Annotated in this window: 2 protein-coding genes; both read left to right on the top strand. The window is 43.7% G+C overall.

Going from position 1 to position 1,946, the window contains the following annotated elements:
- Positions 1 to 266 precede the first annotated feature (266 nt).
- A complete protein-coding gene (locus BTA30_RS22255) occupies positions 267 to 689 on the top strand; it encodes a helical membrane plugin domain-containing protein (RefSeq protein WP_076764248.1) in 423 nt (140 codons plus the stop codon).
- Positions 690 to 732: 43 nt separating this feature from the next.
- On the top strand, positions 733 to 1,911 hold the full coding sequence (locus BTA30_RS22250) for an NAD(P)/FAD-dependent oxidoreductase (protein WP_076764245.1): 1,179 nt from the start codon (positions 733 to 735) through the stop codon (positions 1,909 to 1,911).
- The last annotated feature ends 35 nt before the right edge of the window (positions 1,912 to 1,946 follow it).

Here is a 1,946-nt window from a genome sequence, read left to right as displayed (position 1 = left end):
CCCTTTCAAATCAAGTTTTCTATGATTTTATTTCATTTCCGAAACAATCACGTTCATTTTTTGTTCAAAAAATGTTATCATTTAATAGTAAAAAATACATCGTGTTTTGAGATTGCAAGTTTTTAGGCAGCATGCTGCAGAAAACAGCAAAATAAACACATTAGGAGAACCTCTCTGCGGACTTGTTTGTGCATAAATTCACAAACTTAATGGGGAAGTCTTCCTTCAAAAAACAGCACATTGCTTATTGTAAAGGAGAATTGGTTATGCCGGAAACAATCGATCAAACAAACGAATCTGTAAGTCAAAGCCAACGCGATCTGATTGATCAGCTGTTAAAACCTGAAGTACAGGAATCTTTGACTGTTCTAGTCGACCAGCTTCCAAAGCTGACAGAACTGGTCAACGTTTTGACGAAGTCTTACGATTTCGCACAATCCGTGGCTACTGATGAAGTATTAAAAAGCGACACTGTAGGTGCAATTACAGAAATTTTAGAGCCTGTCAAAGATACGGCGAAAGAAGTTGCAGCGACAGCGATTGAAGCAAAAGACCGCGCTGACGAAAGCAATGAAGTCATCGGACTGTTCGGTCTTCTGAGAATGCTTAAAGATCCTCAGGCTCAGAAGCTGTTCCGCTTTGTTCAAAGCTACCTGCAAATCATGTCAGAACGCGAAAACCAAAAATAAGAACCTTCAGAAATATATTTAGAATAAGGACGGAGGATACACGATGTCAAAACATATTGTCATTTTAGGCGCTGGTTACGGCGGACTGCTGTCTGCTTTAACAGTTCGCAAACATTACAGCAAAGAAGAAGCAAAAGTAACAGTGGTAAACCAATATCCAACACACCAAATCATCACTGAACTGCATCGCCTTGCAGCGGGCAACGTGTCAGAACAAGCGATCGCTATGCCGCTTGCTAAGCTTTTCAAAGGAAAAGACATCGATCTTAAAATTGCGAAAGTGAACTCTTTCTCAGTCGACAACAAAGAGGTGGCTCTTTCTGACGGATCTACTTTAACGTATGATGCGCTTGTTGTCGGTCTTGGTTCTGTCACAGCCTACTTCGGCATTCCAGGGCTCGAAGAAAACAGCATGGTGCTTAAATCTGCAAATGATGCAAACAAAATCTTTAAGCATGTTGAAGAACGTGTGCGCGAATACGCTCAAACTAAAAATGAAGCTGATGCCACAATCTTAATCGGCGGCGGCGGACTAACAGGTGTTGAGCTTGTCGGCGAACTCGCTGACATCATGCCTAACCTTGCCAAAAGCTATGGTGTAGATCCTAAAGAAATCAAGCTGAAATTGGTAGAAGCCGGTCCGAAAATCCTGCCGGTGCTTCCGGATGAACTGATCGAACGCGCGACAGCAAGCCTTGAAAAACGCGGCGTTGAATTCTTAACCGGGCTGCCTGTCACAAATGTAGAAGGAAACGTTGTTGATCTGAAAGACGGTCAAAAAATCGTTACAAATACATTTGTCTGGACTGGCGGTGTACAAGGAAATCCGCTTATCGGCGAATCAGGACTGGAAGTGAACCGCGGACGCGCGACTGTAAACGACTTCCTTCAATCCACATCTCATGAAGATGTGTTTGTTGCAGGAGACAGCGCCGTTGTCTTTGGTCCGGAAGGCCGTCCTTACCCGCCGACAGCGCAAATCGCATGGCAAATGGGCGAACTGATCGGCTACAACTTATATGCATACTTAGAAAACAAAACATTGGATACATTCAGCCCTGTAAACTCAGGAACACTGGCAAGCCTTGGCCGCAAAGACGCAGTTGCCGTCATCGGCGCAAACAGCACATCTCTTAAAGGGGTGCCTGCTTCCTTAATGAAAGAAGCGAGCAATGTCCGCTACCTGAGCCATATTAAAGGTCTGTTCAGCCTGGCTTACTAATTCTAATGAAGCGCTACTTATAGTTTAAACTATAA

The sequence above is a fragment of the Bacillus swezeyi genome, assembly GCF_001969815.1.
GTDB lineage: Bacteria > Bacillota > Bacilli > Bacillales > Bacillaceae > Bacillus > Bacillus swezeyi.
The sequence above is the reverse complement of the archived record's forward strand: the minus strand, read 5'-3'. Positions and strand labels throughout refer to the sequence as shown.